23 protein-coding genes are annotated in these 26,297 nt (G+C 53.9%); 2 read left to right on the top strand and 21 right to left on the bottom strand.

Features of this window, described 5'->3' with window-relative positions; genetic code table 11:
• Positions 1-5 precede the first annotated feature (5 nt).
• The 6 genes from GALF_RS06750 to GALF_RS06720 form a co-directional block, all read right to left on the bottom strand.
• Positions 6-320: a hypothetical protein gene (locus tag GALF_RS06750; protein ID WP_013293311.1), complete on the bottom strand. Its 315-nt coding sequence runs from the start codon at positions 318-320 to the stop codon at positions 6-8.
• Positions 321-323: 3 nt separating this feature from the next.
• Complete coding sequence (locus GALF_RS06740) at positions 324-1,529, bottom strand: BaiN/RdsA family NAD(P)/FAD-dependent oxidoreductase (RefSeq protein WP_013293310.1); 1,206 nt, start codon at positions 1,527-1,529, stop codon at positions 324-326.
• A 100-nt stretch (positions 1,530-1,629) separates the two neighbouring features.
• Positions 1,630-2,469: an alpha/beta hydrolase gene (locus GALF_RS06735; RefSeq protein WP_013293309.1), complete on the bottom strand. Its 840-nt coding sequence runs from the start codon at positions 2,467-2,469 to the stop codon at positions 1,630-1,632.
• Complete coding sequence (dnaQ, locus tag GALF_RS06730) at positions 2,466-3,167, bottom strand: DNA polymerase III subunit epsilon (RefSeq protein ID WP_013293308.1); 702 nt, start codon at positions 3,165-3,167, stop codon at positions 2,466-2,468. The genes GALF_RS06735 and dnaQ overlap by 4 nt, the downstream gene beginning before the upstream one ends.
• A complete protein-coding gene (gene rnhA, locus GALF_RS06725; protein WP_013293307.1) occupies positions 3,167-3,628 on the bottom strand; it encodes a ribonuclease HI in 462 nt (153 codons plus the stop codon). The genes dnaQ and rnhA overlap by 1 nt, the downstream gene beginning before the upstream one ends.
• Positions 3,621-4,361 (bottom strand): methyltransferase domain-containing protein, encoded by a 741-nt coding sequence (locus GALF_RS06720; RefSeq protein ID WP_223293740.1) that lies wholly within the window; start codon positions 4,359-4,361, stop codon positions 3,621-3,623. Before GALF_RS06720 ends, rnhA begins: the two co-directional genes overlap by 8 nt.
• Before the next feature lie 50 nt (positions 4,362-4,411).
• Here GALF_RS06720 and gloB point away from each other — a divergent pair, with 50 nt between their 5' ends.
• Positions 4,412-5,185: a hydroxyacylglutathione hydrolase gene (gene gloB, locus GALF_RS06715; protein ID WP_013293305.1), complete on the top strand. Its 774-nt coding sequence runs from the start codon at positions 4,412-4,414 to the stop codon at positions 5,183-5,185.
• A 40-nt stretch (positions 5,186-5,225) separates the two neighbouring features.
• Here the strand turns inward: gloB and GALF_RS06710 are convergent, their stop codons facing one another.
• Genes GALF_RS06710 through sdhC form a run of 9 tightly spaced genes read right to left on the bottom strand, consistent with a single transcriptional unit; the run spans position 5,226 to position 15,045 of the window.
• Positions 5,226-6,206, bottom strand: a complete 981-nt coding sequence (locus tag GALF_RS06710) for a YhdH/YhfP family quinone oxidoreductase (RefSeq protein ID WP_013293304.1) — start codon at positions 6,204-6,206, stop codon at positions 5,226-5,228.
• Positions 6,206-7,351, bottom strand: a complete 1,146-nt coding sequence (odhB, locus tag GALF_RS06705; protein ID WP_013293303.1) for a 2-oxoglutarate dehydrogenase complex dihydrolipoyllysine-residue succinyltransferase — start codon at positions 7,349-7,351, stop codon at positions 6,206-6,208. The genes GALF_RS06710 and odhB overlap by 1 nt, the downstream gene beginning before the upstream one ends.
• Positions 7,338-10,166: a 2-oxoglutarate dehydrogenase E1 component gene (locus GALF_RS06700; RefSeq protein ID WP_041938007.1), complete on the bottom strand. Its 2,829-nt coding sequence runs from the start codon at positions 10,164-10,166 to the stop codon at positions 7,338-7,340. The genes odhB and GALF_RS06700 overlap by 14 nt, the downstream gene beginning before the upstream one ends.
• Positions 10,167-10,183: 17 nt before the next feature.
• Positions 10,184-11,467, bottom strand: coding sequence for a citrate synthase (gene gltA / locus GALF_RS06695; protein ID WP_041938340.1), 1,284 nt, complete (start codon positions 11,465-11,467; stop codon positions 10,184-10,186).
• 49 nt (positions 11,468-11,516) lie between these two features.
• Positions 11,517-11,849 carry an FAD assembly factor SdhE gene (locus GALF_RS06690; RefSeq protein WP_013293300.1) on the bottom strand — a complete coding sequence of 111 codons (333 nt, stop codon included), beginning with the start codon at positions 11,847-11,849 and terminating at the stop codon, positions 11,517-11,519.
• Positions 11,846-12,541 carry a succinate dehydrogenase iron-sulfur subunit gene (locus GALF_RS06685; protein ID WP_013293299.1) on the bottom strand — a complete coding sequence of 232 codons (696 nt, stop codon included), beginning with the start codon at positions 12,539-12,541 and terminating at the stop codon, positions 11,846-11,848. The genes GALF_RS06690 and GALF_RS06685 overlap by 4 nt, the downstream gene beginning before the upstream one ends.
• Positions 12,542-12,562: 21 nt before the next feature.
• Entirely contained in the window at positions 12,563-14,326 is a 1,764-nt protein-coding gene (sdhA, locus tag GALF_RS06680) for a succinate dehydrogenase flavoprotein subunit (protein ID WP_013293298.1), read from the bottom strand.
• A gap of 3 nt (positions 14,327-14,329) precedes the next feature.
• Positions 14,330-14,677 (bottom strand): succinate dehydrogenase, hydrophobic membrane anchor protein, encoded by a 348-nt coding sequence (sdhD, locus tag GALF_RS06675; RefSeq protein WP_013293297.1) that lies wholly within the window; start codon positions 14,675-14,677, stop codon positions 14,330-14,332.
• On the bottom strand, positions 14,671-15,045 hold the full coding sequence (gene sdhC / locus GALF_RS06670) for a succinate dehydrogenase, cytochrome b556 subunit (RefSeq protein WP_013293296.1): 375 nt from the start codon (positions 15,043-15,045) through the stop codon (positions 14,671-14,673). The genes sdhD and sdhC overlap by 7 nt, the downstream gene beginning before the upstream one ends.
• A gap of 112 nt (positions 15,046-15,157) precedes the next feature.
• On the opposite strand from sdhC, the gene GALF_RS06665 reads away from it, so the two are divergent.
• Positions 15,158-16,141: a malate dehydrogenase gene (locus GALF_RS06665; RefSeq protein ID WP_013293295.1), complete on the top strand. Its 984-nt coding sequence runs from the start codon at positions 15,158-15,160 to the stop codon at positions 16,139-16,141.
• A gap of 66 nt (positions 16,142-16,207) precedes the next feature.
• On the opposite strand, the gene GALF_RS06660 is transcribed toward GALF_RS06665, so the two are convergent.
• The 6 genes from GALF_RS06660 to rmuC all read right to left on the bottom strand — a co-directional run bounded on the left by GALF_RS06660 (position 16,208) and on the right by rmuC (position 26,281).
• Positions 16,208-16,894: a spermidine synthase gene (locus tag GALF_RS06660; RefSeq protein WP_013293294.1), complete on the bottom strand. Its 687-nt coding sequence runs from the start codon at positions 16,892-16,894 to the stop codon at positions 16,208-16,210.
• Between the two features lie 51 nt (positions 16,895-16,945).
• Complete coding sequence (gene glgA, locus GALF_RS06655; protein WP_013293293.1) at positions 16,946-18,406, bottom strand: glycogen synthase GlgA; 1,461 nt, start codon at positions 18,404-18,406, stop codon at positions 16,946-16,948.
• A 38-nt stretch (positions 18,407-18,444) separates the two neighbouring features.
• Complete coding sequence (glgP, locus tag GALF_RS06650) at positions 18,445-21,006, bottom strand: alpha-glucan family phosphorylase (protein ID WP_013293292.1); 2,562 nt, start codon at positions 21,004-21,006, stop codon at positions 18,445-18,447.
• Between the two features lie 164 nt (positions 21,007-21,170).
• Entirely contained in the window at positions 21,171-23,645 is a 2,475-nt protein-coding gene (locus GALF_RS06645) for a glycogen/starch/alpha-glucan phosphorylase (protein WP_013293291.1), read from the bottom strand.
• Positions 23,646-23,813: 168 nt separating this feature from the next.
• Positions 23,814-24,788, bottom strand: coding sequence for a glucokinase (gene glk / locus GALF_RS06640; RefSeq protein WP_013293290.1), 975 nt, complete (start codon positions 24,786-24,788; stop codon positions 23,814-23,816).
• Complete coding sequence (gene rmuC, locus GALF_RS06635) at positions 24,785-26,281, bottom strand: DNA recombination protein RmuC (protein ID WP_013293289.1); 1,497 nt, start codon at positions 26,279-26,281, stop codon at positions 24,785-24,787. Before rmuC ends, glk begins: the two co-directional genes overlap by 4 nt.
• Between the last annotated feature and the right edge of the window lie 16 nt (positions 26,282-26,297).

Below are 26,297 nucleotides of genomic sequence, written 5' to 3'. Positions count from 1 at the left end.
GGCTGTTACAGGTCATCCGGGCGGCGTTTGATCTCTTCGATCGAGACCACTTTGCGGATCACTTCGCCCTCGATGATGTCGCCTGTAAATTCATCCGCATGAAAGGCTTCCGCATCGTTTGCCGCACTCGCTCTGAATTGCTTGTGTACACGCAACTGGCGGCGCAGTGCGCGGGTTTTCCACCAGATCCAGCCAAAGATAATCAGTCCCGCGCTCAGAAGAAACACCAGCAACACGGCGAAAAACATCCACCCGACGATAAGCAGCGTCGCGGTTGCGATCAGCGCGAAGAGTTTGCTTATCAGTGAGCCTTGTTTCAAGATTTAGACCGCCTGCCCTGCAGCGAAACCGGATGCCCAGGCCCACTGGAAGTTGTAACCGCCCAGTTGTCCTGTGACGTCCACGACTTCACCGATGAAATACAAGCCGGGGACGTCGTTGCATTCCATCGTCTTGGACGACAGCGCCTGTGTGTCGATGCCGCCGCAGGTGACTTCCGCCTTGGCATAGCCCTGTGTGCCTGAAGGCACCACCTGCCAGTCGTGCAACTGTTCGGCAATGACTTTGCGTTGTTTGTCATTATACTGATTCAAAGGCTTGTTTTCGAACGGCTTTTTATCTGAACACCATACATCTGAAAAACTCTTCGGGAACCATTGTGTCAGGAAATTGGCCAGCTGTTTCTTGCTGGTTTTATGTTCATCTAACACGCTTGCCATATCAAGATCAGGCAACAGGTTAATGTGCAATACTTCACCCGGCTGCCAGTAAGAGGAAGCCTGCAAAATGACCGGACCACTCAAACCGCGATGCGTGACCAGCAGATCTTCGCGGAATGACTGTTTCGCGGTGGTGACGATCGCCGGGAATGAGACGCCCGTCAGATCCGCATAAGGCTTCCATTCATCCGGCGCAAAGGTCAAAGGTACCAGCCCTGCCCTCAATTTAGTGATCGGCACGCCGAACTGCTCGGCGACGTGATAACCATAGGGCGTCGCACCCGTCTTAGGAATAGACAGACCGCCGGTGGCAATCACCAGCGAAACCGCTTCGAATTCGCCGCGCGAGGTCGACACATAGTATTTGGCCTTTTTGCCGATACCCGCATCCGCATCATAGGGCGTATGTTTGATCTCTTCGATTTCGCAGTTCATGAAGCGCTTGACGCCTGCCGCATCGCATTCCGTGCGCAGCATGGCGATGATGACTTCGGATTCGTCATCGCAAAACAGCTGGCCCAGCGTCTTTTCATGGAATTTGATATTGTGCTTTTGCAACAGCTCGATAAAGTCATTCGGCGTGTAGCGAGCCAGCGCGGAGCGGCAGAAATGCGGATTGCTGGAGATATAATTTTCAGGTTTCGCGTTGATATTGGTGAAGTTGCAATGCCCGCCGCCTGAAATGCGGATTTTTTCCGCCAGCTTCTTGGCGTGATCGAGCAATACCACGGAACGACCGCGCAGACCGGCTTGGAGTGCGCACATCAGGCCTGCTGCGCCTGAACCGATAATGATGACATCTGATTTCATATTTGTTCCGTAATCCCTGAAACGGGATTTTATAGTGTTGAGTTAGTGTGCCACGCCGCGTTTTATCTGGCGTAATGTGCGGATTATATGGTGTTTTTAATTAATGCGTATTTTTCCTGACGAAAGCGGTCACCGCATCGCGGTATTCTACCCAGCCTATCGTCCCGCTGTTGTTGTGTTCGCCGCCTTCGATCAGCAGCAATGACTTAGGCTCGCCTGCCGCCGCATACAACTGCTTAGCCATTTCAACCGGCACTTTTTTATCCCAGGTACCGTGAATAAACAGCACGGGAATTTTTAAAGCGGGCACTTTTTCAATCGAGGTAAAACGCTGATTCAGCAATAAGCCGATGGGCAGAAAACCATAATTGATTTGTCCCATCGCCTGCATCGAGGTAAACGTGCCCTCGGTGATCAGCCCCGCCGCCTCTGGATGGTGGACCGCCAGATCGATGGCAATCGCACCCCCCAGCGAATGACCGTAAATGACGGTTTGTGCAGGCCGTCGACCTCGCTGCCCGATGGCATATTGCCAAACGGCCTCGGCATCTTCAAAGACCTTGGCTTCGCTGGGCTTGCCGCCGCTGCTTTTGCCAAAACCCCGATAGTCCGCCAGCAGCACGTTGTAACCCAGTTGATGCAGGTGTCGGGTATGCGCAAGATTGTTGCCGATATTACGGTAATTGCCGTGAAAATAAACCAGCGTCGGCGCATCGGGCAGCTCACTTGGCACCCACCACGCGTCCAACTCTCCCTTATCGGCTCCCGAACCCACAGGGATGCGCAGCGCCTCATAGTTCATCCCCATGCGAGCCGGCGTCGTCTGCCACTCCATTGTCGGTTCGAAGACCTGTTGCATCTGGGTCGACCACATATAGAAGCAAGCTCCCATATACAGCACGGCTAACAACGCAGCAAACCCCGTCAAACGCCGCTTCATGCCGCACTCTCCAGCTTCGTCCAAAGGCAGGCGCCTTTGCTGGCTTTGTCGATGTCGAGCAGTTGCTGGGCATGGACAGCCAGCTCATCGGGGCTTGGCAACAGCACCCGTACGGTCGGCCGCGAGGCATCGGTACTTAACACGGCAATTTCTCGCGCAGCGGGCGGTTCATCCTCACCTAACAGGCTCTCCTGACCGCGCGTCATCGCGAAATACACTTCAGCCAGCAATTCCGTATCGAGCAACGCGCCGTGCAGGGTGCGATGGGTATTGTCGATCTCGTAGCGACTGCACAAGGCATCCAGACCGTTCTTCTTGCCCGGATGCATTTCGCGGGCCATTTTCAGGGTGTCGACAACCGGATTCTCAAGCGGCGGTAATCCCAGCAGTCGCAGCTCGTTGTTGATGAAGCTCATATCGAACGGTGCGTTATGCGCCATCAGTTCGGCGCCGTCCACAAATTCTAAAAAGCTGGTCGCGATGTCGGCAAATTTAGCGCGACCTTTGAGCATATCCCAGGTGAAGCCGTGCACGCGTGCCGCATCCTCGTCGACTTCGCGTTCAGGGTCCAGATAATGGTGAAAATGCCGCTTGGAGACTTTACGTCCTTCCAGAGCTATCGCTGCTATTTCTATGATTCTATGACCTTTTTTAGGATCAAGCCCCGTGGTCTCGGTATCCAGTACAATTTTTCGCATTAAAGCATTCCGTTCGCTTGTTCTTGTATCATCGCAACCCCGCGATTAGCCAGTTCATCCGCGTGTTCGTTCCCCGCATGACCGGAATGCCCTTTGACCCACACCCACTCGATCTCGTGCTGGATCACCAGCGCATCGAGGCGACGCCACAAATCTTCATTTTTGACAGGTTGCCGGCTGGAGGTCTTCCACCCTGCGCGCTTCCAGCCTGCCAGCCAGGTTGTAATGCCCTGCAGCACGTATTTGGAATCAGTATGCAATTTCACCTGACAGCGCCGCGTCAACGCTTCGAGCGCCGAGATGGCGCCCATCAATTCCATCCGGTTGTTCGTGGTATGGGCTTCGCCGCCAAACAGTTCGCGCTGCACGCCTTTGCTGCGCAGCAATGCGCCCCAGCCGCCGACGCCCGGATTCCCCTTGCAGGCCCCGTCGGTAAAAATTTCTACAATTTCACTATTCATGATCTAACCTGTTCACATTATTGTCGCAGCTGGCCGTGTCGCCGCGCTGCGGATTATTCAGTTTGGGTGCCACCGGCAGCAGTTTTTTAACCAATCCTGCATTCCAGCTAGGCTTGAGCAGACGCATGCCCGGTACGCGTTTGATGGCGTGCACAAAATACACCCCGCCGCTTGCCGGCCACCAGCGCTTGCCTGCCGACTCGATCAAATCCGTACGCGACAGCCATTGCTGAAACGGCGGCGCATACGCATCGAAGCTGATTTCTGCCACTTCAAAGCCCAGCAAAGACAGCCAGTCGCGTAGCCTGTGCAGCGCGATAAAATGGCCGCACCAAGGATAACCCTGACGCCTGACCATCGTGCGGTGCAGCCCCCATAAACTGTGCGGATTAAAACCACTGATAATCAGGCTGCCCTCGGCTCTGAGTACCCGCTCAACCTCGCGCAAAATGGCATGAGGCAGTGCTGAAAATTCCAGCAGGTGTGGCAGCAGCACCAGATCGAGACTCCCGCAGGCGATCGGTAATTCGTCTGCGCATAGCCTGAGGGCCGCGCCTGTTTTGTCTTCGCCGCTAAAGCGCAAAGGGATGCGACTATTGCGCAAAAAATCGTGTCCGGACAATCCCAGTTGCAGCGCGTTGTAGCCAAAGATATCGTTTACAGAACGGTCAAACCAGGCCTGTTCATAGTCGAGCACATAGCCGCCCGGCGTGGTGGCAAACCACTCGCTCAAACTTCGCGCAGTTGACTTACAATCTGTCATCTCTCAACTTTCAAATACCCATGTATAAAATCACCGCACTCCCCGCCTTTCAGGACAATTATATCTGGGCTATCCACAACGACAGCGAGGCGGTTGTGGTCGATCCCGGTGATGCCGTACCGGTACTGGCCTATTTAGCGGAAAACAATCTCAAGCTTACAGGCATTTTCTGCACCCATCGCCACCACGACCATGTCGGCGGGATCGAAAAATTGCGCGCAGTATACAACGTGGCGGTCTATGGTCGTCGACATGAAAAAAATCCTCATATCACCCACGCACTTCTGGAAGGGGAACAGGTCAGGCTGGATGCATTCGGTCTGGTGTTTGACATCATGGAAATCCCGGGCCACTTGGACGATCATATCGCTTTTTTTGCCCAAAACGCGGTGCCCCCCCTCCTGTTTTGTGGCGATGTCCTGTTCGGTGCTGGTTGCGGCAAGAGCTTCGAAGGCAGCGTTGCGCAACTTCACCATTCGCTGCAACGCATATCCATGCTGCCAGAGGCGACGCTTGCGTACTGTGCACACGAATACACCGCGTCCAATCTGCGCTTCGCCGCTGTTTGCGAGCCGGACAATGCCGCCTTAAAAATTCGCATCGCCGACACAGCGAGACTGCGTGCTGCGAACTTATCGACCGTGCCATCTACCCTCGCACTCGAAAAAGCCACCAATCCATTTTTGCGCTGCACGGAAACGGCCATCATACGATCACTGCAACAACGGGGGTTGACTGATACATCTGAAGCAGCCGTCTTCGCGGCGCTCAGGCAGTGGCGGGACAGTTTTTAAGCGGGCCCGCGCTGCGCTGGATGCGTTATTTCAAGGCATTCTAAAATTGAATCACCGTGCGCCCGACCCCTTTGCCTTGCAGCAAGGGATCAAAAGCCTCCGCTAAGCGCTCGAAGGGCAACGTGTGCGCCACTTGCGCGAGTTTTTTAGGATAAAGATCGCTTGCCAGACGCTGCCAGACACGCTGACGCAGTGGCATCGGGGTTGCGGCAGAATCGACACCGATCAGCGTAACGCCGCGCAAGATGAAGGGCAACACGGTGGTATGAAATTCAACCCCGCCGGCATTGCCGAAGCTTGCAATCACGCCGTTTTGCGCCATGGTGCGCGTGAGCCACGCGAGTGTTTCGCCGCCGACTGAATCGACAGCGCCCGCCCACAGGGCCTTTTCCATCGGACGCGTGCCCATCACCAGATCGTGACGCGAGATAATCTCACTCACCCCCAGCGAACTCAAATAGTCGTGCTCATTCGCCTTGCCGGTTAACGCTGTGACCGTATAGCCTAACTGCGAGAGCATCACGATGGACAGACTCGCCACCCCGCCTGTCGCACCTGTCACGATCACGCGCCCCTGCTCGGGGCTCAGGCCGTTTTGCTCCATCCTGTGGATCGCTAACGCGGCGGTATAGCCTGCCGTTCCCAGCGCCATCGCATCAAACAAACTCAGTCCCGCAGGCAGCGGCACGACCCAGTCAGCTGGTACGCGCACGGTTTCAGAAAAACCGCCGTCATGCGACACCCCGAGGTTGTAACCGGTCACCAGCACCTCGTCGCCTGCCTTAAAGCGTGCATCCGATGAGCTTTCGACCACACCCGATACATCGATACCGCCCACACAGGGAAAACGGCGTATGACTTTACCCGTACCGGTTGCCGCCAGTGCATCCTTGTAATTCACGCTGGAGTAATGCGAGCGGATCACCACGTCGCCGGAATCGAGATCATCCAGCGTCAAATCAACAAAGCGCCCCGCGGACGCGCCGTTTTCCTCAAAAATGCGATAGGCCTGAAAGGTCATTACAGATCCAGCAGCATGCGTTCAGGGGATTCGAGCGCTTCCTTGATGGCGACCAGAAACTGCACCGCCTCACGACCATCGATGATGCGATGATCGTAGGACACGGCCAGATAGTTGATCGGGCGGATCACGATCTGACCGTTTTCGACCACGGCACGGTCTTTGGTCGCGTGTATCCCCAAGATCGCTGCCTGCGGTGGATTGATGATCGGTGTGGACAGCATGGAACCGAAGGTGCCGCCGTTGGAAATGGAGAACGTGCCGCCGGTCAACTCTTCCATCGTGAGCTTACCCGTTTTAGCCCTTGCGCCGAAATCCACAATTTGCTTTTCGATATCGGCAAAACTCAGTTTGTCCACATCGCGCAGAATAGGCACCGTGAGTCCGCGCTCGCTGCCGATCGCGATGCCGATGTCGAAATAGCCGTGATAGATGATGTCGGTGCCATCCACCGACGCATTGACGATAGGGAACTTTTGCAGCGCATACACGGCCGCCTTAGCGAAGAAGCTCGAGAACCCGAGCTTTACACCGTGTTTCTTTTCGAACGCATCTTTGTATTTCGTACGCAGATCGATCACCGGCTGCATATTCACCTCATTAAAGGTGGTGAGGATGGCGGCCGTCTGTTGCGATTGCACCAGACGCTCGGCGATGCGCTGACGAATACGCGTCATCGGGACGCGCTGCTCGGGACGGCCGCCGGCTGGAGCTGCGGCTGACGGTAAAATGGGGGCTGCTTTCGGTGTTGCAGCACTCAGCACATCCTCTTTGGTCACGCGACCTGCGCGCCCGCTGCCCTCTAAGCTGGCCGCATCGATGTCGAGCTCATGCGCCAGTTTGCGTACCGAAGGCGGTACGGGTGCATCGATTTTTGCAGCGGCGGGCGCAGCCGTTGCGACCGCCGTCGTGTCGATCAGCGCAATCAGCTCTTCACTGCCGACCTTATCGCCGTCCGCCTTTATGATTTTTTTCAGCACGCCGCTCTTAGAAGCAGGCAGTTCCATCACCACTTTGTCGGTTTCAACGTCGATCAGATTTTCACCTTCGAGCACCGCATCGCCCACCTTTTTGTGCCAGGTCAGCAGCGTTGCTTCTGAAACGGATTCGGATAATTGCGGTACTTTAACTTCAATGATGCTCATGACCTGCTCCTGGAATATTCTTGATATCGAGATCGGGACGGAAGGCGGCTTCGATCACCGCTTTCTGCTGTTCGTTGTGTACCGCGAGATAACCTGCTGCCGGTGCTGCAGAGGACGGTCGCAGCGCGTATTCGAGTCGCATACCCTGACGTAAGTGGCGCGACAAATAGTGCTGAATGCGATGCCATGCACCTTGATTGCCCGGCTCTTCCTGACACCAGACCATTTCGGTTGCATTCGGGTAGGCTGCGACCTGTGCTGCAAACGCTTCATGCGGGAAGGGATAGAGCTGTTCAATACGGATGATCGCCATATCCTCTATACCCTTGGCGCGGCGTGCATTAAGCAGATCGTAGTAGACCTTGCCGCTACACGCGATAATGCGGCGCACCTTGTCAACGGCGAGCGCTTCGACTTCCCCGATGACGGCTCGGAAACTGCCGTCCGTGAAATCGGTCAAGGGAGATGCGGCGTCCTTGCTGCGCAGCAAACTCTTAGGCGTAAACACAATCAGCGGCCGGCGCGTTGGGCGCAACATCTGACGACGCAGAAGATGGAACATCTGCGCCGGTGTCGACGGTACGCACACCTGAATGTTGTAATCGGCACACAATTGCAAATAGCGTTCGATGCGGCCCGACGAGTGTTCGGCCCCCTGCCCTTCGTAGCCGTGCGGCAGCAGCATCACCAGTCCGCATAAACGGCCCCATTTGACTTCGCCTGAGGCGATAAACTGATCAATCACGACCTGAGCGCCGTTGGCAAAATCACCGAACTGCGCTTCCCACAACACGAGGGTGTTAGGCTCGGCCGTTGCATAGCCGTATTCAAAACCGAGTACCGCCTCTTCGGACAAGAGTGAATCGATCACAACGAAATCGGACTGATTCTGTGCCAGATGCTGCAACGGAATGTGTATGCCTTCGTGCCAGACCACGCGATTCTGGTCGTGCCAGGTCGCATGACGGTGGAAAAAGGTGCCGCGACCGGAATCCTGACCTGACAGACGCACCGGATACCCTTCGGTAAGCAAGGTCGCGTAAGCCAGATTTTCCGCCATACCCCAATCGAGCGACAATTCGCCGCGCGCCATGGCCGAGCGATCCTCAACGATTTTCTGTACCCGGGATTGCAGGATAAAGTTATCCGGTATGGTCGTCAGCACGCGCCCCAGTTGCTGCAGTCGCGCTAAGGATACGGTGGTATCGACCGGCGTATTCCACTTCGTGCCGGTTTTAAGACCGGACCAGCTGGAAACGGGTTTTTCAGCTTTTTCAATTGCCGGCTGGATCGAGTTGCGCCCTTCATCCATCGCCTGGCGGTAGCTTGCGATCATCGCCTCACCCTCGCCTGCCTCAATCACGCCTTCTTTAACCAGACGCTCGGCATATACCGCACGAGTGCCCGGATGCTGGCGGATAAATCGATACATAAAGGGCTGCGTGACTAACGGCTCGTCCTGCTCGTTGTGCCCCAGTTTACGGAAGCACACCATGTCGATCACTACATCGCGGCCAAATTGCATGCGGTAATCGAGTGCAATCTCGGTAATCAGCATCACCGCATCCGGATCGTCGCCGTTAACATGAAAAATCGGCGCATCGATCATCTTCGCCACATCGCTGCAATACTGGCTGGAACGCACATCGCGCGAGTCAGATGCCGTAAAACCGATCTGGTTGTTGATGATGATGTGTACGGTACCGCCAGTGCGATAGCCACGCGTCTGCGACATGGCCAGTGTTTCCATCACGACGCCTTGCCCCGCAAACGCCGCATCACCGTGCAACAGAATCGGGATAACCTTTTTGCCTTCGAGATCCTTTAAGCGATGCTGGCGGGCGCGGACCGAACCTTCTACGACCGGATTGACGATTTCAAGGTGCGACGGATTAAAGGCCAGCGCCACGTGCAACTTGCCACCTGCGGTTTCGATGTCGGCCGAAAATCCCTGATGGTATTTCACGTCACCTGAGGTCAGATGTTCGGCATGTATGCCCTCGAACTCAGCGAATAACATCGAGGGCTGCTTGCCCAGAATATTTACCAGCACATTCAGTCGTCCGCGATGCGCCATACCGATGACGGCTTCCTTAACACCCTGACCGCCGGCCCTCTGCAGCAGATGGTCGAGCAATGGCACCAGCGTATCGCCGCCTTCGAGCGAAAAGCGCTTTTGTCCGACAAATTTGGTGTGCAGATAGCGCTCCAGCGTCTCGGCGGCGGTAAGGCGCCCTAAGATTCGGCGGCGTTGTGCAGCATCATAACCCGCCAGTCCGCGTACGCCTTCCAGACGATTCTGTATCCAGCGCTTTTGCGGCACATCGCTGATATACATGTATTCTGCACCGATGCTGCCGCAGTATGTCTGACGCAGCAGCTGCAGGATTTCCCGCAACGTCAAACGTGCCGCTGCAACCAGCGAGCCCGTCTCAAAGATGGTATTCATGTCAGACTCGAGCAGTCCGTAATGCGCAGGGTCAAGCTCAGGCACGACAGGCTTGGCATGACGTGCAAGCGGATCCAGGTTGGCGACGCGCAGCCCCAAAAAACGATGCGCGTTGATCAGCTGCAGCACCTTAACCTGTTTGCGCTCATGCTCCATATCAGGCGCTGCGGCCACCGAGGCGTGCATCAGTTCAAACGCATTCTGAACCGGGCTGTGCGGCTGCTCACTCCCCGCTTTGTTCCAGGGCGGCAATGCGTCAAAGTAGCCGCGCCACTCGTCCGTCACGCTGTCAGGATCGATCAGATACTGTTCATACAATTCTTCGACGAAGGGCGCCGCAAACAGCAGCGAACTATCCTGCATCATCTGGTTAAAATGTGTGCTCACCGTTCATCCACAGGTAAAAAATCGCGCCGTGTCGCGCCGATATAGAGTTGACGGGGGCGGCCGATCTTGCGATCGCTGGCCGCCATCATTTCGTTCCACTGCGACACCCAGCCGATGGTTCTGCCTACTGCAAAAATAACGGTAAACATATTGGTCGGAATACCCAATGCGCGCAGCACGATGCCTGAATAAAAGTCGACGTTCGGATACAATTTTCGTTCGATAAAATACGGATCGCTCAGTGCAATTTTCTCAAGCTCCATCGCCAGCTTGAACAATTTGTCGTTTTCCAGCCCCTGCTCTTTTAACACCTCGTAGCAAGTTTCGCGCATCACCGAGGCGCGCGGGTCCATATTCTTGTAAACGCGATGACCAAAACCCATCAACAGGCGCTTTTTGTCTTTGACATCCTGCACGAACTGCGCAACCTTGGAGGTGTCGCCAATTTCTTCCAGCATGGTCAGTGCCGCTTCATTCGCCCCGCCGTGCGCCGGCCCCCAGAGTGCTGCAATACCCGAAGCCATACAGGCAAACGGATTGGCACCACTCGAACCTGCCAACCGTACGGTCGAGGTCGATGCGTTCTGTTCGTGATCCGCATGCAAAATGAAGATACGTTCGAGCGCTTTGACCAGTACGGGATTGGGCACATACTCTTCGGCAGGGGTCGCGAACATCATGTACAGAAAGTTTTCGACATAGCTGTACTTGTTCTTCGGGTACATAAACGGATAACCGTTATGATATTTGTACGCCATGGCCGCGATGGTCGGCACTTTGCCCAACAGGCGCATGGCGGCCAGATCCCGGTGTTCCGGATTATTGATATCGAGCGAATCGTGATAAAAAGCGGACAAGGCACCGACCACGCCGACCATCACCGCCATCGGGTGCGCATCGCGCCTGAAACCGTTGAAAAACTTCATCAATTGGTCATGCACAATGGTGTGCGTGGTGACCTTGTGTACAAATTCAGCTTTTTGCGTCGCATCGGGCAACGCCCCGTTGAGTAGCAGATAGCACACTTCGAGGAAGTCCGACTTTTCGGCCAGTTGCTCGATTGGATAACCACGGTAGTACAACAAGCCCGCATCACCATCAATATAGGTGATTTCCGAGGTACAACTCGCCGTGGAAAAAAAGGCCGGGTCGTAGGTAAAAATCCCCAATTTAACAAGATTGTGGATATCGATCACATCGGGTCCCAGCGTGCCAGACATCATAGGCAACTCAATCTGGCGGCCGTCATCCAGCGTTAGGGTTGCGACACGTTTTTTCATGCTAACTTCCTGGCCCAGTTCTTTTTCCATCCGATTTCCAATCTTAAAATTACACCGATTTAATTTTTGCAAGCAAGGCGGCTTGTGATTCCGTTTCAGTTTCTTTTCTTCCCGAGATCATATCCCATAGCGGATTGTCGGGCATGTCCAATAACTCATCAAATGTCTGCCGCTCGGATGCGGTTAATCCACTATAGTGCGTATCGACAAAGCGTCCGAATACGATATCGAGTTCTAGCAGGCCGCGGCGGCAGCGCCAGCGCACGCGCTGCAAAGCAGCAGGATCGAGCATGGAGGACTGAGGACTGAGCGAACTGATCTCTCCTCTTCCAGCATCTTGTACTTGATCCTCAATCCTCAATCCACGATCCTTAGTTCTCATACCATGCGCTTAATCATCAAGTCCTTGATATGACCGATGGCCTCAGTCGGGTTCAGTTCTTTGGGGCAAACGTCCACGCAATTCATGATGGTGTGGCAACGGAATAAACGGTAAGGATCTTCCAGATCATCCAGCCGTTCACTGGTCGCCTGATCGCGCGTGTCGGCGATGAAACGGTACGCCTGCAACAAGCCGGCCGGACCTACAAACTTATCCGGATTCCACCAGAACGACGGACACGCCGTGGTGCAGCAACCGCACAAGATACACTCATACAGCCCGTTCAGATGTTCACGCTGCGCCGGTGATTGCAGGCGTTCGGTTTCAGGCGGCGGGTCATTATTGATCAGATACGGCTTGATCGAATGATATTGTTTGAAAAACTGCGTCATATCGACGATCAGATCGCGGATCACCGGCAATCCGGGGAGCGGACGCAATTCCACCGGCTCTTTGAGCGAGGACAGCGGCGTGATACACGCCAGACCATTGCGGCCGTTGATGTTCATCGCATCCGAACCGCACACGCCTTCGCGGCAGGATTTGCGCAAAGATAAACTGTCGTCCTGCTCTTTTAACAGCACCAGCGCATCGAGCAGCATCTTGCCACCTGATTCAATGTTTAAATCATAGGTCTGCATGCGCGGCGCAGCATCCGTTTCAGGGTTGTAACGATAGATTCTGAATTTCATAACGTTCCTTAAGCGATGAGCTTAGTAAACTCTCGGTTTGAGCGGGAAAGAATCCACAGTCAGCGGTTTTAGGCGCACCGGCTTGTAATCGAGGCGGTTTCCTTCCGAAAAATACAGACTGTGTTTCAACCAGTTCACATCGTCCCGTTCCTGGAAGTCGTCGCGCGCATGCGCGCCGCGGCTCTCTTTACGAGCCTCTGCCGCGATCATCGTTGCCTGCGCCACTTCGATCAGGTTATCCAGTTCCAGCGCCTCGATACGCGCCGTATTGAATACGCGACTCTTATCGCCGATCTCGGTGTGCGCCACGCGCTCTGCGATTTCCTTGATATTGACCACACCCGCTTTGAGCAACTCAGGGAAACGGAACACACCGCAATGCTTTTGCATGTTTCTGCGCATCGCATCGCCTACTTCTGCAACGCGCTCGCCATTCTTTTGATTTTCCAGACGATCCAGGCGCGCCAACGGGCGATCTGCCGCGTCGCTTGGCAACGGTTTCGGATGCGGATTGCTCTTCAAATCTTCAATGATCTGACGACCGGCCTCACGACCGAACACCAGCAAATCGAGCAGCGAGTTGCAGCCCAAACGGTTTGCACCATGCACCGACACGCAGGCGCACTCACCCACCGCATACAGGCCGTGCACCACTTCATCAGGCCCCGTCTTGTAAGGTGCGACCACTTGCCCGTGATAATTGGTCGGAATGCCGCCCATCATATAGTGTGCGGTCGGCACAACAGGAATCGGGCTCTTGGCAGGATCGACGTGTGCGAATTTCAGTGCGATTTCGCGGATGCCCGGCAGGCGCTGACGGATCACGTCATCACCCAGATGGTCGAGCTTCAACATCACATGATCGCCGTGCGGGCCGCAGCCGCGCCCTTCGTTGATTTCGATGGTCATGGCGCGCGACACTACGTCGCGACTGGCCAGATCCTTAGCGTTCGGCGCATATTTTGGCATGAAGCGTTCGCCATCCTTGTTTACCAGATAACCGCCTTCGCCTCTGACGCCCTCAGTGATCAGCACCCCCGCGCCGTACACACCGGTCGGGTGAAACTGAAAGAATTCCATGTCTTCTAACGGGATGCCGGCGCGTGCTGCCATCCCTAAGCCATCGCCGGTATTGATAAAGGCGTTGGTGCTGGAATGAAAAATGCGCCCTGCCCCGCCCGTGGCAAACAAGGTCGCGCGCGCCTGAAACATCATCACGTCCCCGGTCTCGATTTCCATGGCCGTCACGCCCAGCACATCGCCGTCTTCGTCGCGGATTAAATCCAGCGCCATCCATTCGATGAAAAAGTTGGTGTTGGCTTTGACGTTTTGCTGATACAGGGTATGCAGCAGTGCGTGACCGGTACGATCGGCCGCAGCACAGGCGCGCTGCACCGGATTTTTACCGTAATCCTGCATATGTCCGCCGAAGGGGCGCTGATATATCTTGCCGCTATCCAAGCGGTCAAACGGCATGCCGTAATGTTCAAGTTCGTAAACGACTTCGGGCGCTGCGCGGCACATGAATTCGATCGCATCCTGATCCCCCAGATAGTCCGAACCCTTGACCGTGTCATACATATGCCAGTGCCAGTTGTCTTCATTGACGTTACCTAGGGAAGCCGCGATGCCGCCTTGCGCTGCAACCGTATGAGACCTCGTCGGAAACACCTTGGAGAGCACCGCAACTTTGAGTCCTGCCTGAGCCAGTTGCAAAGCGGCGCGCATTCCTGAACCCCCTGCACCGACCACCACCACATCAAACGTCCGTTTAGCAATTGCCATTTTTTACATACCCCACAAAATTTGCACGGACCAAATCGAATACATAATCAGCGCCAATACGACTAATATGTGTATCGCCAGTCGCACAGCGGCAGGCTTCACATAATCCATCACGATATCTCTGATACCGACCCAGGCATGGAAAAATAGACTGATCAAAAACAGCAGCGCAAAGGCCCGCACCGGTTGGCTGGAAAACAACCCCGTCCAACGATCATAGTCCATGTCCGATTGCCACAACAGATAAGCTGCCAGCGTTACGCTGCTGATCGCCATCACCACCGCTGTGACACGTTGAAACAGCCAGTCGCGCAGACCGTAGTGAGCGCCCACCACCACGCGATTTACCATAATTTCACCCCGATCAATACGGTTAACAGCAAACTTACTACCATCACGATCTTGCTGCTGCTGCGTGCCTCGGCAAGATTGCTGATGTAATGCAGATCAATCGCCAGATAACGAATGCCGGCACAAAAGTGATGCAAAAAAGACCACAACAAACCCAGTAATACGAGTTTGGCTAACGGATGTGATAACACGTCCATCAACGATGTATAAGTCTCAACAGAGCGTAAGCTGTATTGCAACATGAGCAGAAACAAGGGGAGTGCGAGAAAAAGTGCCAGACCGCTTATACGGTGAAGTATCGACACAAAGCCTGGAAGCGGTAATTTAATGAGATGCAGCGCAAGATGTTTCGGACGTTTTTTTAGCATTGCGAACCTTTTGCGTGATGAAAATTCCGGATGCAATGTTACACCTTTTGCATGGCATGAGAATACTAAAAGATCTATCATGTGCCCACTTCATCACACAAGGAGCAACTCCATGAAAGCACCTATCCGTGTCACTATCACCGGCGCCGCCGGACAAATCGGTTATGCCGCATTGTTTCGCATCGCAAACGGCGATATGCTGGGGCGTGAGCAACCGGTCATCCTGCAATTACTGGATCTTCCGCAGGCGCAAGGCGCACTGCGCGGGGTGATGATGGAACTGGAAGACTGTGCATTCCCGCTGTTGCAACAGGTCATCATCACCGATGATCCGAAGGTCGCTTTCAAAGATACCGAAATCGCACTGCTGATCGGCGCGCGTCCGCGCAGCAAAGGCATGGAGCGTAAAGATCTGCTCGAAGCGAACGGCGCGATTTTTTCAGCGCAGGGCAAATTGCTCAACGAATATGCAGCCCGTCACGTCAAGGTGCTGGTGGTCGGCAATCCTGCCAATACGAATGCGCTGATTGCGATGAAAAATGCGCCGGATCTCGATCCGCGCAACTTTTCCGCGATGATGCGGCTCGATCACAACCGCGCAATCGCTCAGATTGCACAGAAATTATTCCAGCCGATACGCGATATCAAAAAGATGATTATCTGGGGAAATCATTCCGGCACACAGTATCCTGATCTTGATCACGCCGAAATTCGCGGCCGTCTGGTACGCGATATTCTGCCGGATCAGGACTGGGTCGAAAACACGTTTATTCCTTCGGTGCAAAAACGCGGTGCGGCCGTCATTGAGGCGCGCGGACTGTCCAGCGCTGCGAGTGCGGCCAACGCGGCTGTCGGTCATATCCACGACTGGATGTTAAGCTCCCATCACAACGACTGGGTCACCATGAGCGTGCCCTCTGACGGTAGTTATGACATTCCCGAAGGCGTGCTGTATGGCTTTCCCGTCACCTGCAAGAACGGCCACTTCAAGATCGTACAGGATTTGCCCATCAGCGAATTAGGACGCAAACACATGCTGGACTCTCACCGTGAATTGATGGAAGAACGCGAACTGGTAAAACATTTATTTGCGTAAAGCGACTATCAGTCCCAGTGTTAAAAAATGAATTAAGCGCCCCGTTTCACTGCGGGGCGCTCTTTTTTATATCGAAAAATGGTCCGGCCTGACGCCGATCCAGATATTGTGCCGATTACCGCGTTTAGAGGCGTGAGAGCCGACACGCTGCTCGCTGACATTAAAACCTGTCTTGATCATCCGCTGAGTAAATGCTGGATCCGTGCTAGCTGACCAGACCGTGAATACACCACCGGGTTTTAACGCATCATAAATCAGCTTTAATCCGCGCAAACTGTAGAGCGCATCGTTGTCCTCATGGGTGAAGGAACTCGGGCCGTTATCGACATCGAGCATGATGGCGTCGAAACTGTTTTTGCCTTGCCGCATCACTTGCCCTACGTCGAGTTCCATCACATGGACACGTGCGTCTGCAAGCGGAGCGCCTGCCAGCTGCCCGATAAATTCGCGGTTCCAGCGCACCACGGCAGGAATCAGTTCGGCTACGGTCACGCGTGCCTCCGGCACCGTGTGGGATAACACCGCCGCCAGCGTAAATCCCATGCCCAGCCCTCCCACCAGCAGATGAGGTTTTTGACGATTCGCGATCATCCGGCACGCCACTTCTGCGAGCACCTCTTCTGAGTGATGTGCCCGGCTGTTCATCAGTTCGCCCGCCTTATCCACACGAATGGAAAATTCGTCACCCCGCTGATACAGCCGCAGAGCGACACCGGCCTCAAAGGCCGTGTCGACTAATTTGAAGGGGATCATTTTATCCTTGCCTCAATTCATACGCGGCAAGACGGATACGATAGACGACGGTCAAGTGCGACCCAGCACTTTCCGATAGACTGATTGGTATGATTTTGCGCTGGTCTGCCAGGTAAAGTCTTTGCTCATGCAGTTCTTACGCAGCGCTTTCCATTTTCGCTCATCGCGGTACACTTCAATCGCGCGTTGTATCGTGGCAAATAAGTTCTCAGTCGTCATTCCGCTGAACACAAAACCGCTGGCCGTACCGTCCCGCAAGGTATCGGCGTTGCAGTCGACCACCGAGTCGGCAAGCCCGCCTGTGCGATGGACTATCGGCGGCGTGCCATAGCGCTGACTGTAGAACTGATTCAATCCGCAAGGCTCAAAACGCGACGGCATCACAAACATATCGATCCCCGCCTCGATTTGATGAGACAGCGCCTCGTCAAACCCGATCATCACGGCAATTTTACCCGGGTAGCTTTGCGCCAGATCGCTGGCAATTTTTTGCATGGAAGCTTCGCCGCTGCCCAAGATCACCAGTTGTACCGGCAATTCGAGCAGACGCGGGGCAATCTCAAGCAGTAAATCCAGCCCCTTTTGATGTGTCAGGCGGCTAACCACCCCCAGCAGCGGCACATCAGAATTGACTTCCAGCCCCATGCGCCTTTGCAAGGCCTCCTTGTTTTGCCCCTTTCCCGCCATCCGCGCAACGCTAAAATGGCTGGGCAAATGCCGGTCCGTTTCGGGATTCCATTCGTCCGTATCTATGCCGTTGAGTATGCCGGTCACATCCTCGCTGCGTGAGCGCAACAGCCCTTGCAGACCGAAACCCAGTTCATCCCCTTGGATTTCCTGCGCATAATTCGGACTGACGGTCGTGATGTGATACGCGTAATACAAGCCGCCCTTGAGGAAGGACATATTGCCATACAGTTCAACCCCGTTGACATTAAAACAGGCCTCGGGCAAGTGCAGCAACTCTACCTTTTTGGGTCGGAAATTACCTTGAAACGCCAGATTGTGTATGGTGATGATATTGGGCACTGCCCCCGCAGCTTCGCTTAGATACACGCCGGTCAGCCCGGTTTGCCAGTCGTTGCCATGAACCAGATCAGGATGCCAGGACAGCGGGTTATCGTGGCTGCCCAACATCGCTGCAATTTTCGACAGCAGGCCGAAACGAATCGGATTGTCGATCCAGTCATGACCTGTTACAGGATCCATATAGGGCCCACCATCACGACGATACAATGCAGGGCAATCGAGCACCAGCAACGGAACACCGTTATTCATGACCGTAAACAACAGCCGCGAGGGCGGAAATCCCGGTAAATTATCGAACGTCGCGACCACTTCACTGGGGCCCATCTTTGCCATGACCTGAGGGTAGCCGGGCAGCAGCACACGCACATCTACATTTAATTCGCGCAGGGCTGCAGGCAGCGCTCCGCTGACGTCAGCCAAACCGCCCGTCTTGATTAATGGCGCCATCTCGGATGTTACGAATAAAACTTTAATATTAGCCATTTGAATCCCTTTTAAGCCCGAACAGTTCAAAATACGAATTACAGCCAGCGCATCATCCCTAACTCAAACGGATGCGTCAGCAACTCATGAAACGGATAAACGCGGATGCGGTATTCCAGATTGCCACATTGCTCCGGTTGCAACTCAGTGACAAACACGTGCTCGCCGGATTCATTGATCCGGTCGGTCGACTCAAATCGATAATGACGAACAGAAACCAGTTGATCGTTTTTAGTGTTGTAACCTAACAGAATTTCAACCACGACATCAACCGGGGTAAGCCGGTTCAAGTTTACCGCCACTTCAAAATAGAGACGATCGCCATAGTTAATCTGCGCAACCGGCAATTGCGTACGGTTCAGTGAAACCTCAGACCACGCAGCCTTGATACGCAATTTCCAATCGGCAAGAAGATGGGAATTTTCGTATTCATTTTGCGTATACAGCACATGCTGCCGGCTAGCCGGTAAATAGCACTTAGCCAGATACTCGCTGACCATGCGTTTTGAATTAAAGCGGGGAATAATGGAAGCCATCGAACGCTTGGCCATTTTTACCCAGGCAGGCGAAAATCCCATTTTTCCGTAAGCATAGTAGCTGGGTACCACCTGATCCTGTAATAACTCATAGAGCGTACGCGTTTCCTCGCGCGTTCGAATATCCTCGCTCAATGTTTCTGAGACCGGCTTGATTGCCCAACCGTTACGTCCGTCATAACTCTCCCCCCACCATCCATCCAGCACAGATAAATTAATGCAGCCATTCATACCCGCCTTCATGCCCGAGGTGCCGCTCGCCTCCAGCGGATACAGAGGATTATTCAGCCAGACGTCGACGCCTGACACCAGTTTGCGAGACAAGGCCAGATCATAACCTTCCACCAGCAAAATTTTACCGGTGAATTCGGTCATTTTAGAAATATGGGTGATGTGGCGAATCAGATCCTGTCCCGGAATATCGGCCGGATGCGCCTTGCCGGCAAAAATAAACACCACCGGACGGTCGGGGTTGTGAAGAATTTCGCGCAACCAGTCCAGATTACTGAACAGCATGGTAGCGCGCTTATAGGTGGCAAAACGTCGCGCAAAACCGACGGTCAGAATATTGGGGTTTTCCGGGTTAACGTATTTGAGCAGTCGGTCAAGATGCGCCTCTGAGCCGCGATTGCGAAAATGCTGCGCGGTGATGCGTTCGCTGACGGCATTGAGCATTTTAACTTTCAGGGTTTGATGCACGCTCCAGAAGACATGATCAGGAATGTCGTCCACCCCCTCCCACAATTTCAAATCATTCATGCGGGCATTCCATTCCGACCCCAGATAACGCTCCAGCACTTCTATCCATTCGGTTGCCAGAAAAGTCGGTGCATGAACGCCGTTGGTGACATAAGTCATCGGATTTTCAGCCGGTTCGATTTCAGGCCACATCTCGCGGCAAATCTCAGAGGACACGCTGCCGTGAATACGCGAGACACCGTTGTGAAAACGCGAGCCGCGCAGCGCCAGCGCAGTCATGTTGAAATCCGGGCTGCTACCGGTTCGCCCCAGCATCATAAATCTTGCGTGATTGAGTTTGAGTTCGGCGTAATAGTGCTCAAAGTAATGCTGTATCATCCCCTCGCTGAAATGATCGTGTCCTGCTGGCACCGGTGTATGGGTCGTGAAGATCGTATTAGCCGCCACCGCTTCGAGTGCGGTTTCAAAATAAAAACCTTCGGCACTGGTCTTCTGTCTGACGCGCTCCAGCATCATAAAGGCAGCATGACCTTCGTTGATATGCCAGACGGTGGGTTTCAGCCCCAACGCCTGCAACGCGCGCACGCCACCGATACCCAGCACGATTTCCTGCTCGATGCGCATCGCCGTGTCTCCGCCATACAAACGATGGGTGATATCCCGGTCGCGGGCGATATTACTGTCCAAATCGGTATCCAGCAGGTAGAGCGTGATATGACCGACACGGGCCTGCCATATCTTGATGTGCACGACGCTGCCGGGCAATTCGATTTGCGTATAGGCCTCCGAGCCGTCAGGGCGCAATGCGGGCGAGACGGGCAGATCATCGAAATTAGAATCGGTGTTGCTGGCAATCTGATTGCCTTCGCCGTCTATATTCTGGTGAAAATATCCCTGACGATATAAGAGTCCGACACCTGCAAAGGGCAGGCGCAGATCGCTGGCCGCCTTGCAGTGATCACCCGCCAGTATCCCTAAGCCACCGGAATAGATCGGAAAACTCTCATGCAAACCGAATTCAGCGCAAAAATAAGCGATCAGATCATCAGGGCCTAACCAGTCGGCACCACCGGACGGTAACCGGTGATCGTGATACGTATCGTAATCGGCCAGCACGCGGTTAAAGTTGCCGATGAAAACTTGATCTTCGGCCGCATCGAGCAGTAACTGTTCATCGACGCGCTTCAAAAAGGCTTTGGGGCTATGGCCGGTCGCCTTCCATAACCCCGGATGCAGCCTCGCGAACAGGCGACGCGTTGACCGATCCCATCCGTACCAAAGATTATTGGCTAACTCTTCCAGACGCGCCAGACGCGCCGGAACTTTAGGACGGACTTGCAGAAAATATGAAGTGCTCTTTTTCACCGTCAATTCCTCTGATGCATAAGAATGAGACTGAGTGTAACGGGTAGGATTATAGCGCAGCTATGTTGGGTAACGAACAGACTATCAACGGGTTTTTATGACAAAAAAATGGCCACCTTTGATTAAGGTGGCCATTAATCTAATACCGCGTTGAAATATCCGGTTTAGCTTTGCTTTAAGCTCTTCACATTCCAGACATTATCAGCATACTCCATGATCGTGCGATCGCTGGAAAACTTGCCCATATTAGCGACATTGAGAATGGCGCGACGCGTCCACTCTTCCTTGTCCTGATAGAGCAAACTGACCTTATCCTGCGTCGAAATGTAGCTTGCGTAATCGGCCAGCAACAGGTAGTGGTCGCCATGATGAGTCAGATTATCAAAAATCTGGCGGTAACGATCCGGCTCTTCAACAGAGAAGAAACCATTGCCTATCATGTCCAGCACTTGTCTTAACTCTTCATTGCCATAATAGTGATCCCACGCGCTGTAACCCTTGGTGCGCAGATCGGCTACTTGTGGCGTAGTCAGGCCGAAGATGAAGATATTGTTGTCGCCAACTTCCTCTAAGATTTCGACGTTAGCGCCATCGAGCGTACCGATAGTCAGCGCACCATTCAACGCCATCTTCATATTGCCGGTACCTGAAGCTTCAGTACCCGCGGTGGAAATCTGTTCGGACAGATCACTGGCCGGGAACAGCTTTTCAGCCGATGACACGTCGTAGTTTGGCAAAAACACCACTTTGAGCAGACCGTGTACGGCAGGATCCTCATTCACGATGCTGGCAACATCGTTGATCAGGCGAATAATCATCTTGGCAAGCTTGTAGCCGGGAGCCGCTTTACCTGCAAAAATGATGGTGCGCGGCGTAATCGTGTGTGCGTTGCCGCTGCGGATGCGGTTATACAGTGTAATCACATGCAGTACATTGAGCAGTTGACGTTTGTATTCGTGTATACGCTTGATCTGCACGTCAAACATCGAATTGATGTCGACGGTAATACCGACCTTTTCCTTGATGTACTCGGCCAGACGCGCCTTATTCTCCTGCTTGACGGCACGGAATTGCTTGCGGAATTCAGCATCTTCTGCATGCGGAATCAGCCCCTTGAGCTGATCGAGATTGCGCACGAAGCCATTGCCGATACGCGATGAAATCAGCTGAGCCAGATTGTGATTACACTGATTCAACCAGCGACGCGGCGTGATGCCATTGGTCACGTTAATGAATTTTTCCGGATAAATGCGATGGAAATCTGCAAACAGGGTCGTTTGCAGCAAGCCGCTATGAATTGCGGCCACGCCGTTGACGGTATGACTGCCCACCACAGCCAGATGCGCCATGCGCACGCGACGGCCATGACTTTCATTGATGATGGAAACACGACTGAGCAACTCGGTGTCGCCGGGGAACAAGTGGTTCACCTGGGCTAAGAATCGATGATTGATTTCGTAGATGATTTCCAGATGACGCGGCAATACGCGTTCAAACTTTTCCACCGCCCAAGTTTCCAGCGCTTCAGGCATCAGGGTATGGTTGGTGTAGGCAAAGATCTTGGTGACCAAACCCCAGGCATGATCCCATTTCAGACCATGCACATCGATCAATTGATACATCAGTTCGGCAACGCCAACCGCCGGATGTGTGTCATTGAGTTGAATCGCCACTTTTTCCGGCAGCTGATTCCAGTCGCTGTGCTTTTGCAAGAAGTGATACAAGATATCCTGTATGGAAGCTGAGACGAAGAAATACTCCTGTCTTAAGCGCAATTCCTTACCCACGGCAGAGCTGTCATTCGGGTACAGCACCTTAGAGAGGCTCTCGGAGATATTTTTGTCCTGAACCGCGCTGAGATAATCGCCGGCGTTGAACGATTCGAGATTGAATTCGCGCGCAGCTTTAGCCGCCCACAGACGCAGATTGTTTACCGTACCCGTGTTGTAACCCGGGATAGGCACATCGTAGGCCATCGCCATAACCGTATCCGAATCGACCCAGTGATGTTCGATACCGCCATCGCCATCGGAAAACTGCACAACGCGACCAAAGAACTTGACCGGATACATGCGTTCAGGACGTTGAAATTCCCAGGGGTTACCAAAACGCAGCCAGTTATCCGGACGCTCGACCTGCTGACCATTCTTGATGCGCTGATTAAACATGCCGTATTCGTAACGGATGCCGTAGCCCTGCCCCGGCAGATCCAACGTCGCCATGGAATCAAGGAAACACGCAGCCAGTCGGCCCAGACCGCCGTTACCCAGCGCAGCATCGATTTCTGTTTCTTCGACTTCTTCCAGATCATGGCCCAGCGCTTTCAGACTGTCGCGCAATGCAGGCTCAAGCCCCATATTGAGCGCCGCATTCGACAAGGTGCGACCGATCAAAAATTCCAAAGACAGATAATACAGCCGTTTAGGATCCTGATCCACGCAGGCCTCGGTGGTTTTCAGGTGTTTTTCGATCATCTGGTCGCGCACGGCATGGGCGGACGCCTCAAACCAGTCACGTTCAGTCGCCGTGGCAACGGACTTGCCTTCGGTATAAATTAAGTGATTCGACAACATCCTTTGCAACACTTCAGGATTTGATCTGTCAAGCTGAGCAGAATTTGGTTTTTTCGAAGAACTCATAACAACCACCTGTATTTAATAAAGAATTAGTTTTTGCGACACATATAAGGGATAACAAAACGTGTTTTTCACCGTATTCAATCGCACAATAGCGCGGCATTATAGCACTACCCCGTGTAATGGCTGATTTACGCCCTATCCGCGTGCACGGAAAAACGCTGCAAAAGTTTATTTTTTCGCTGCGGCGCGTAAAGCAGGTCCGTATAACGCAGCCCTGTCATTGAGTATTACTTTTACCGGCATGGCCTCCAGCAACGGGCGCATGCGGCCTTTATTCAACAAGGCTTCCATAAATTCACCGCTTTGCAGCAACGGCAATATTTTGGGTGCGATGCCGCCGCCGATATAGAGCCCGCCGCGACTCATGATTTTGAGCGCCAGATTACCGGCTTCAGCGCCGTACAGACGCACAAACAATTGCATGGTCTCGGCACAAATTTCATCACGCAAGGCCGCATTTGAAATTGCGGCCGCCGCATCTCCTGCCGCCATCTCGACCTGCAACCAGTCAGGTGCTGCGATACTCCGATACTGGCGCAAAAACGCATGCAGATCGACTATCCCCATCCCCGATACCACGCGCTCCCAGCTGACGTGCTGATACTGCTGCTGCAAAGTCCGCAGCAGCGCAAATTCCAGCGTGTTCGAAGGCGCGAAACTCGTGTGCCCGCCTTCGGTGGCGAACGGCTGATGCAGTTTGCCATTCCAGAATAAACCCGCCTCCCCTAAGCCCGTCCCCGCCGCGATCACCGCCCTGTTGCCCGCAGCATCCGGCGATCCGGCCTGCAAGGTCAGCAAGTCCTCATCGCCTAAGGCTGGCAAGCCGCAGGCAGTCGCCTCAAGATCGTTGAGCAAGGCGCAGTGCGTCAAGCCAAAACGGCGTTGCAGTGCGTCAGCATCGATAAACCAGGGCAGATTCGTCGTCTGCACAACCCGTCCCTGAACGGGGCCTGCGACACCGAAGGCCGAAAACTCCGGCACGTCTAAACCGGTTAAGAATTCGCCCAGCAGCGCGTCGAACGTGTCGTACGACTGACTGGGGAAACTCGCTTCATGCTCGATCTCTACCCGCGTGCCCGTTACGCTCGCAATCGCCAGTCGCGTCTTGGTGCCGCCGATATCCCCGCTCAATACTTTGATCATGATGTCCTGTCCTCAACTTCATCGAGTGCCGCATCAAGCAATTTCTGCGGCAATTGTTTGGTGGGTTTGACCCCAAGTTCTTTTAGCATCTGTGCCTGACGGATCACATTGCCGCGCCCGCCGGTAAATTTACTGTAGGCGCCGTCATAGGCTTTCTGTGCCTGTTGCAGTCTGGCACCTAAGCCATCTAAATCCTCCACAAAGCCCGCCAGTTTGTCGTACAGCTCAGCACCCCGACTGGCAATTTCCTGCGCGTTGCGGTTTTGCTGCTCCTGACGCCACAAATGCGCAACGGTACGCACGACAAACAACAAGGTGCTAGGACTGACCAGCAACACATTGCGCCGCCACGCTTCATGCCACAATTCGCTGTCATTGGCGATGGCCAGCATGAAGGCCGGTTCCACCGGAATGAACATCAGCACAAAATCGAGCGATTTCAAGCCGTATAGTTGCTGGTAATTTTTCTCGGACAATTCTTTGATGTGCGTCTTAACTGAATCCAGATGGCGCTTCATCGCCGCATCGCGCAGCAGTTCGGTCTCGGCATTGGCATATTCTTCATACGCGTTGAGCGATACTTTCGCATCGATAATCAGATGCTTGTCTTCCGGCAAATGCACAACCACATCCGGCTGCGCACGCGTGCCATCGCTGCGAGTATGACTCTCCTGCACATCATATTCATGACCCCGGCGCAAGCCTGAGGCCTCCAGTACCTTTTCGAGGATCAACTCCCCCCAGTTCCCCTGCGTCTTGGCCTGCCCCTTGAGCGCGGACGTCAGGTTATGCGCATCTTTGGATAACTGGTTATTGAGCGACATCAGTTGCTTGACTTGCTCTGCCAGCGCCGAGCGGTCCTTGCCCTCCTGAACATAGACCTGCTGCACCTGCCCTTGAAACTCGGTGATCTTGACCTTTAACGGTTCGAGCAACTGGTTCAGATTGGTCTGGTTCTGCTCGGTAAAGCGTTTAGTTTTATCCTCGAGTATCTCATTGGCCAGCAACTTGAACTGATTGGCAAGCTCCTCCCTTGCGCTGTTTAAGATCGCCAGATTCTCGCCTGCCTTCTCGCGTTCGGCGACGAGCTGGGTGTTAAGCTCAGTCACCTGATTGCTCAGACGCTGCTGCGCACCCGTCAATTGGTCGCGTAAATCGGCCAGCTCATCCTTCTCGCGCTGCAACGCGATCAGTTGATCCCGCTGACTGCTGACAGTGGCGTCTGACGCACCGGTTTTTTCGCGTAAATCGCCCAGTTCCTGCTCAAGTTTCTCATTGAGAACATCAGCACTGCCAGATGCCAATTTCAGCCGACTCATCTCCTCGTGCGCCGCACTTAAGCGTTCATTGAGTCTTGCTAATTCAAGCTGTGTTTCGCCATTGCAGCTTTGCCTGACTGCGGCAAGTTTTTCGCGAAACAGCAGCCAGATGAAAGCGACCCCGATCAAGAGCCCGGTTAAAAACGCCACTAAGAGATATGGTTGAAAATTCATGCTGTCCTTGGGTAAA

This window comes from Gallionella capsiferriformans ES-2 (genome assembly GCF_000145255.1).
In the GTDB taxonomy this organism is placed as follows: domain Bacteria; phylum Pseudomonadota; class Gammaproteobacteria; order Burkholderiales; family Gallionellaceae; genus Gallionella; species Gallionella capsiferriformans.
The sequence above is the reverse complement of the archived record's forward strand: the minus strand, read 5'-3'. Positions and strand labels throughout refer to the sequence as shown.